A 7,700-nucleotide genomic window follows, 5' to 3' on the forward strand; every position below is an offset into this window, starting at 1 on the left:
TTATATTTTATTAAGGCGTGATCTTTTCAGGTTCAACAGGAACCACATTTTCGGATGGGTAGCAGCCTAATATTTTAATTGATCTAGTAATTGTTGAAAGTTCTCTCAAAGCTTGCTGCATATTATCTGAACGTAAGTTTGAATGAACATCTACATAAAACATCTCTTCCCAGGGCTTACCATTAATTGGCCTAGATTCTAATTTACTCATAATTATCTTATTATTTTTCAAAATAACTAATGCATCAACTAAGGCTCCAGCTTGTTGGCCAGTGGTAAGAAGTAGTGTTGTTTTAGCGGGGACTTGTTCAGTGACTTCAATTGGTTGCGGTGCAACAACAATAAACCGAGTCATATTAATTTGCTGATTAGCGAGGTTGTGTTCTATTACGCTTAAATTGTATAACGCGCCGCCGGCTTCACTTCCAAGCGCCGCTACACTCGGTGAGTTTTGGTCTGCGACCATTTGCATTGCAGTTGATGTACTATCACAATATTTTATTTCCCAGTGAGGGAATTGCGCTAAGTATTGGCTACATTGCTGGAAAGGCTGAGGGTGGCTATACACGGTTTTGATCTGGCTGAGATCAGTATTTCCTGTTGTTAAGAGACAATGGTTTATTGGGAGTCGAATTTCTCCAACGATTGATAATGATGTATTTTGCAGTAAATCGTAAACATCATTAATTGCACCCGAGCTGGTGTTTTCTATTGGCAAAATGCCATACTCCGCTTGCCCACTCTCAACTAATGAAAAAATATCTTGGAATTTATGGCAACTGCATTCAACCAGTTGGTCAAAGTGGCGAGCAGAATATTGGCGTGCAGCAATGTGTGAGTAAGAACCTTTCGGCCCTAAGAATGCGAAACGGGCAGTATCACTCGGGGTTAAATTTAAATGTTTTTGTAAAATCGCCTGTTGTGTAAGAACGGAGTCCTCAATAATCATTTGGAATAGGCGGGTGATATAAAAACCATCAAGCCCTAGCGGTTTGCCTTTGTTGATTAAAACATCAAGAAGCTGACGCTCACGGTCTTTATCACGAATAGGGCGGCTATCATCAATTTTTGTTTCAGCGACTTCAACAGCATAACCACGGCGCTTTGCTAAAAGATTTAGTAATTCACTATCCAGTTGACTTATTTTTTCTCTTACTTTCAATAAATTAGTGCTGTTTTCCATGCTGCCTACCCTGTTAATATTATGATATAAAAAAAGCCCCCTAGAGGGGGCTTTCTAATTTTGTCTTCTTTTCTTTCTCGAACGACAAAAGCCCCTAATTAGGAGTTGCTAAAAAAGAAGAAAAAGAAAACAAAATTAAGATTCATATGAATACCTTTAGTCGATTCAATTTAAATAAACCCGATACTCACTAAGAAGTCAATAGGTAAGGATCAGAAACATAAAAAACGCGCCCATAGCGAGCGCGTTTACAAGGTTCAAGATTAGTTGATAGATAATATAAAATTATAACGTAACAGTATTATTCGCTTCTTTTACACTATTATATGCTCTTCTTGATTCTCCTTTATGTTGCACTTTATTAAGTTGTCTTTCGAGTTTGTTAATTAGTTCATTAATTGCAACGTACATATCTTCATGCTTGGCACTTGCGACCAATTTTCCTGTCGCTGTTTTTATGTTGGCATCAACCATAAAACCTTGTGGCTCTTTTGATAAAACAACATGCGTATTTATCAAGGATGCTTGCCACTTATCGAGTTTTGTTAGACGGCTCTCAATGTGCTCACGAATCGCTGGGGTAATGTCCATTTGTTTGCTAGTAATGTTCACTATCATATAGTTACCTCTCATTGTTTCCGTCTTTGTTGAGTTCAGAATACCCGTTCTTGCTAAGAAAAAATTGATATAGATCACATCTCATTCAGAGGAAGAGTAGCGCTCATCCGAAGTGTGATTTCACGTAAAAAAGGGGCGAAAAAGCATTGCCAAAATGAATTGATTAAGGGAAACTGGCTGGGTTGGCTAACGGAACGGTAATTAGCCGGAGTTTTTTTTGGGTTAAAATTAGCACACTAAATGGGCAAGCAACTAAATCGCCGTTAGCAAAGAAAACAGCAGCCTTGGCTGCTGTTCAGACTGCGGACAAACATATTATGTTTGGCAGCAAGTTTAATCGGTTATTGAAAATAAATTAGGAAAATCAATTCATTGATTTTCGGCTGATAACACAAAGCGGGAAAAACCACGCTTTTATCCCGCTTTGTCAACAACCTAAACAGCAGCCTTGGCCGCTGTTTTCGATCTCACGATGATATTATTGTGGGTTTGCAGCAATAATACTCGCAACTTTATTCGCTTCTTGGTTTAGCCCCATCTCATTATAAGCAATTTCCATGTATGCTAAGGCATTACGTGTTGCTTCTGTGTCTGGGTAGTCTTTTAGCATTTGTTGAACACGATTAACAACCGCGACATAAGCACCGCGTTTGTTGTAGTATTCGACAACAGAAAGATCGAATTTTGCTAAACGGTCTTTTAAGTAAACTAATCGCTTACTCGCATCATTGGAATATAAGCTGTTAGGATAGTAGCGAACTAGCTGACTGAAATCTTTGAATGCAACTCGTGCATGCTGTGGATCTCTGTCTGAGCGGTCAATACCAAAGAGGCCTTGCAATAAGCTATCATCCAGGGCCATCGCGGTTAAGCCTCGCATATAGAGGACATAATCAATATTTGGATGAGTTGGGTTCAAACGCATGAAACGGTCAATCGCGGCTATCGCCATTGGCAGCTCTGCTGATTTATAATATGCATAAATCAGGTCTAATTGAACCTGCTGAGCATATGGACCAAATGGATAACGGTTATCAAGAGCTTCAAATTGTTTAATCGCTGCTTTAAAATTGCCGTCCTGTAGTTTTTGCTGACCCGTTGCATATATTTCAGCAGGGGAGCTATCAGGGCTGACTTCAGGAGTGCTGGAACAGCCGACTAAAATCAGGCTCAACGTGGCTGCAGCCACCAGATTTTTCATACGTATCATCACGTGTAGGTTATCCTCTGAGTGTTTCGAGGGAGTCTATCCATAAGGCTCCCGGCAAAATTCGAGTTACAATAGCATATATTTTAAATGAAACGGCACTGCCGTCAAAACACAAACACCAAAAAGTAGATTAATTTATGGCTCAACAAGTACAACTTAGTGCAACTATCGCTGAATCACAGCTTGGTCAACGTTTAGATCAGGCTTTGGCCGAATTGTTCCCTGATTATTCACGTTCTCGCATAAAAGAATGGATTTTAGCTGATAGAGTGCAGGTTAATGGCAAAGTTATCAATAAGCCAAAAGAAAAAGTTTTCGGCAGTGAACAAATTTTAATCGATGCCCTCATTGAAGAAGATAATCGCTGGGAACCACAAGATATCCCACTTAATGTGATTTATGAAGATGAAGATATCCTAATTATTAATAAACCGCGTGATTTAGTTGTCCACCCCGGGGCAGGAAACCCAGATGGCACAATTCTGAATGCGTTATTATATCGTTATCCTGAAATTGCAGATGCGCCAAGGGCGGGTATTGTTCATCGTTTAGATAAAGACACAACAGGCTTAATGGTTGTCGCAAAAACCGTTCCAGCTCAAACACACCTTGTCGAAGCATTGCAACGTAGAGAAATTACGCGTGAATATGAAGCAGTTGCGGTCGGTCGTATGACCGCGGGCGGTATGGTAGAAGAACCTATCTCTCGCCATCCAACTAAACGAACTCATATGGCTGTACACCCAATGGGCAAACCAGCCGTAACGCATTATCGTGTAATGGAACACTTTAGAGCTCATACTCGTTTACGTTTACGTCTGGAAACGGGTAGAACACACCAAATTCGAGTTCATATGGCCCATATCAATCATCCCTTAATTGGTGATCCTTTATACGGTGGGCGGCCGCGTCCATTAAAAGGGGCGACAGAGGAGTTTTTAGAGGTCATGCGTAATTTTGATAGGCAAGCACTGCACGCCACCATGTTGCGTTTATATCACCCAATCTCAGGTATTCAAATGGAGTGGCATGCACCGTTACCTGATGATATGGTTAAGCTTATTGAAGCTCTAAAAGCAGATACTGAACTGCATAAAGACGATATGGACTGGTAATGAATACATTGATTTTCCCTGATTGGCCACAACCTAAAAATATAGCTAGCTGTAGTACAACTCGTACAGGTGGTGTGAGCCAACCACCTTTTGATAGCTTGAATTTAGGTGATCATGTTGGGGATGTTCCCAATGCTGTCAGTGAAAATCGTCAACGCCTTGAAAAACTTGCTCAGCTACCACAACAGCCTGTATGGCTTGAGCAAGTGCATGGTACTGATGTGCTACATCTTGTTGGGAATAAAATTCACAATAGGCAAGCGGATGCAGTGTATAGCAACCAGGTTGGCCAAGTTTGTGTCATTATGACGGCGGATTGCTTGCCTGTGTTATTTACTAATCAAGCCGGAACGGAAGTAGCCGCCGCCCATGCAGGGTGGCGTGGGTTATGTCATGGAGTCCTTGAAAATACAGTTGCTCAATTTATTTGTCCTGCAAATGAAATTATCGCTTGGCTTGGCCCAGCTATTGGTGCTAAGAAATTTGAAGTCGGCAAGGAAGTCAAAGAGGCTTTTGTTAATCAATCGTCTGATTTAGCCTCTGCTTTTATTCCTTATAACAATAAATATCTAGCTGATATTTATTTGTTAGCGCGTAAAAGACTACAAGCTGCTGGCGTAACGAAAGTGTATGGCGGTGATTTTTGTACCGTAACAGATGAAAACAGATTTTTTTCCTATCGAAGGGAAGGAAAGACTGGCAGAATGGCTTCATTAATATGGATAAACACCTAGTCTTGGTGTTTTATTCTAAATTAATGGATATTATGAAAATAATTCCTTGCAAAACTTGAATATTTAAAAACTGACCTCATCTAGTATCCAGTAGCAAATTTAATCTCATTTATTGGAGGTGTTATGCGTCTGGACCGTTTAACTAATAAATTCCAGCAAGCTCTCGCTGACGCCCAATCACTAGCCCTTGGGCGCGAAAACCAGTTTATAGAACCTATTCATCTATTAAGTGCCCTGTTTAATCAAGAAGGGGGTACCGTTCGTCCATTGCTGACGACGTTAGGCGTGAATGCCGTACAATTCCAGCAAAAAGTCGAAGATGCGCTAGGTCGTTTACCTCAAGTGCAAGGTGTAGCGGGAGATGTTCAACCATCAAGTGACTTAATGCGTCATTTGAATTTATGTGATCAGCTGGCACAAAAGCACGGAGATGAATTTATCTCCTCAGAATTATTTCTTGTCGCCGCTTTAGAAGCCAATACGACATTAGCAGACATGCTCAAAGCAGCAGGTGTTAATAAAGATAATTTAAAAAAGGCAATAGAACAGATGCGTGGTGGAGAAAAAGTGAATGACCAAAGCGCTGAAGACCAGCGCCAAGCCTTGAAAAAATATACGGTTGATTTAACTGAACGTGCAGAGCAAGGCAAATTAGACCCTGTGATTGGCCGAGATGAAGAAATTCGTCGTACCATTCAAGTATTGCAACGCCGTACTAAAAATAATCCCGTGCTGATTGGTGAGCCAGGTGTTGGTAAAACAGCGATTGTTGAAGGGTTAGCACAACGTATCGTAAATGGTGAAATTCCAGAAGGGTTAAAAAACAAACGGGTATTATCCCTAGATATGGGGGCACTGATTGCGGGTGCGAAATATCGTGGTGAGTTTGAGGAGCGTCTGAAAGCCGTTCTAAGTGACCTCGCCAAACAGGAAGGTAACGTCATTCTATTTATTGACGAGCTACATACTATGGTTGGTGCAGGTAAAGCCGATGGTGCGATGGATGCGGGCAACATGTTAAAACCCGCGTTGGCTCGTGGTGAATTACACTGCGTTGGTGCAACCACATTGGATGAGTATCGACAATACATTGAGAAAGACCCTGCTTTAGAACGTCGTTTCCAAAAAGTGTATGTCGCAGAGCCATCCGTTGAAGACACAATTGCTATTTTACGTGGCTTAAAAGAACGTTATGAATTGCATCACCATGTGCAAATAACTGACCCAGCGATTGTGGCAGCGGCAACGTTATCGCATCGGTATATTACTGACCGCATGTTACCCGATAAAGCGATTGATTTAATTGATGAAGCGGGTGCAAGTTTACGTATGCAAATGGATTCAAAACCTGAATCCTTAGATAGGCTGGAACGTCGTATTATTCAGCTCAAACTCGAACAGCAAGCGCTGAAAAAAGAATCAGATGACGCAAGTAAAAAACGCCTTGAGATGTTAGAAGAAGAGCTCGCAGAGAAAGAGCGTGAATATTCTGCGTTAGAAGAAGAATGGAAAGCTGAAAAAGCATCATTAACGGGTACTCAGCATATTAAAGCTGAACTTGAAAATACACGTATCGAGATGGAAAAAGCACGCCGTATGGGTGATTTGGCAAAAATGTCCGAATTGCAATACGGTAAAATTCCAGAGTTGGAAAAACAGCTTGAAGCGGCAACGAAAGCTGAAGGTAAAAGCATGAAACTGTTACGTAATAAAGTAACAGATGTTGAAATTGCAGAAATCTTAGCGCGTTGGACTGGCATTCCTGTATCTCGAATGCTAGAAAGCGAAAGAGAGAAACTGTTACGTATGGAACAGCAACTCCATCAGCGTGTTATTGGACAAGATGAAGCTGTAGTTGCAGTATCGAATGCAATTCGTCGTAGTCGTGCAGGGTTATCAGATCCGAACCGCCCAATTGGCTCGTTTATGTTCTTAGGGCCAACAGGGGTAGGTAAAACTGAGTTATGTAAAGCGTTAGCAAACTTTATGTTTGATAGCGATGATGCAATGGTTCGTATCGACATGTCTGAATTTATGGAAAAACATGCGGTATCACGTTTAGTGGGCGCACCTCCTGGATATGTTGGTTACGAAGAAGGTGGGTATTTAACTGAAGCAGTTCGACGTCGTCCTTACTCAGTCATTTTATTGGATGAAGTTGAGAAAGCACACCCTGATGTTTTCAACATTTTATTACAAGTGCTTGATGATGGACGTTTAACGGATGGGCAAGGTAGAACGGTAGACTTCCGTAATACAGTAATCATCATGACATCCAACTTGGGTTCTGACTTAATCCAAGAAAGGTTTGGCATGATTGGTTACTCAGAAATGAAAGATATGGTGATGGAAGTGGTATCCCATAGTTTCAGACCTGAATTTATTAACCGTATAGATGAAGTCGTTGTATTCCATCCATTAGGTAAAGAGCAAATTACGAATATTGCCAATATTCAATTGGCTCGTTTATATAAACGTCTTGAAGAGCACGGTTATGAAGTCAGTGCAACACCAGCGGCACTTGAGAAAATTGGGGAGGCTGGTTTTGACCCAATCTTCGGAGCAAGGCCGTTGAAACGTGCAATTCAGCAGGAAATTGAAAACCCTCTGGCACAAGAAATCTTGTCAGGTAAGTTATTGCCAGGTAAACCTGTCATTTTAGATGTAGAAAATGACGAAATCGTTGCTAAACAGTAATTGATGTTATTGTGAAATCAAAAGGTGGCTAATAATAGCCACCTTTTTTATATCAAATTACGTATAAAACCGCTTTTTTTGTTTGAGAAATGTACGTAAAGTATAAAATACCATCACTTAAAAATTATTTTCAAAAAAAACAC

The 7,700-nt window shown here is 40.8% G+C and carries 6 protein-coding genes and 1 other annotated feature; of the genes, 3 read left to right on the top strand and 3 right to left on the bottom strand.

Going from position 1 to position 7,700, the window contains the following annotated elements; genetic code table 11:
- Positions 1-10 precede the first annotated feature (10 nt).
- The 3 genes from pheA to bamD form a co-directional block, all read right to left on the bottom strand.
- Entirely contained in the window at positions 11-1,183 is a 1,173-nt protein-coding gene (pheA, locus tag PR767_RS15145; protein ID WP_004913989.1) for a bifunctional chorismate mutase/prephenate dehydratase, read from the bottom strand.
- Between the two features lie 26 nt (positions 1,184-1,209).
- Positions 1,210-1,330 (bottom strand) — a sequence feature (Phe leader region).
- Positions 1,331-1,468: 138 nt separating this feature from the next.
- The gene (gene raiA, locus PR767_RS15150) at positions 1,469-1,801 is read right to left on the bottom strand and encodes a ribosome-associated translation inhibitor RaiA (protein WP_004913987.1); all 333 of its coding nucleotides are present in this window, start codon (positions 1,799-1,801) and stop codon (positions 1,469-1,471) included.
- Positions 1,802-2,279: 478 nt separating this feature from the next.
- A complete protein-coding gene (gene bamD / locus PR767_RS15155) occupies positions 2,280-3,011 on the bottom strand; it encodes an outer membrane protein assembly factor BamD (protein WP_004913985.1) in 732 nt (243 codons plus the stop codon).
- A 137-nt stretch (positions 3,012-3,148) separates the two neighbouring features.
- Between bamD and rluD the strand changes: the two genes are divergently transcribed.
- The 3 genes from rluD to clpB all read left to right on the top strand — a co-directional run bounded on the left by rluD (position 3,149) and on the right by clpB (position 7,557).
- A complete protein-coding gene (gene rluD / locus PR767_RS15160) occupies positions 3,149-4,126 on the top strand; it encodes a 23S rRNA pseudouridine(1911/1915/1917) synthase RluD (protein ID WP_272520552.1) in 978 nt (325 codons plus the stop codon).
- Positions 4,126-4,860 (top strand): purine nucleoside phosphorylase YfiH, encoded by a 735-nt coding sequence (gene yfiH, locus PR767_RS15165; RefSeq protein ID WP_272520553.1) that lies wholly within the window; start codon positions 4,126-4,128, stop codon positions 4,858-4,860. The genes rluD and yfiH overlap by 1 nt, the downstream gene beginning before the upstream one ends.
- Before the next feature lie 123 nt (positions 4,861-4,983).
- Complete coding sequence (gene clpB / locus PR767_RS15170) at positions 4,984-7,557, top strand: ATP-dependent chaperone ClpB (protein ID WP_272520554.1); 2,574 nt, start codon at positions 4,984-4,986, stop codon at positions 7,555-7,557.
- Positions 7,558-7,700: the final 143 nt, after the last annotated feature.

The sequence above is a fragment of the Providencia sp. PROV223 genome (genome assembly GCF_028479245.1).
In the GTDB taxonomy this organism is placed as follows: domain Bacteria; phylum Pseudomonadota; class Gammaproteobacteria; order Enterobacterales; family Enterobacteriaceae; genus Providencia; species Providencia rettgeri.